Annotated in this window: 1 pseudogene; it reads right to left on the reverse strand. The window is 66.3% G+C overall.

What is annotated here, in order from left to right:
- Positions 1-252: pseudogene (locus tag CIC12_RS06690) on the reverse strand (DUF4126 domain-containing protein); the annotation flags it as partial.

Consider the following 252-nt stretch of genomic DNA (forward strand, 5'->3'; position numbering starts at 1 on the left):
CCCGCCACGATGCGCGCACCGAATTGCAGCGGCACTTTGCGGCTGGGTGTTTCCGGCAGTTGATCCGTAATCAGTTCGACGACCGCCAGCAACGTGAAGATGTACGGTGTCGCGGTGAAGCCGAGAAACGCGAGCGGCGTGCCTTGCAGCGGCAGCCATCCGAGGTGCGCTGCCCAGCTGACGGCGGCGGGAGCGGTCATCGCGCGAAGGCCGGCGACGATGCCGATGAGCAAGGCCAGGACGTACACGGAC

Origin of the sequence: Paraburkholderia sp. SG-MS1, assembly GCF_012275575.1 — a bacterium.
GTDB lineage: Bacteria > Pseudomonadota > Gammaproteobacteria > Burkholderiales > Burkholderiaceae > Paraburkholderia.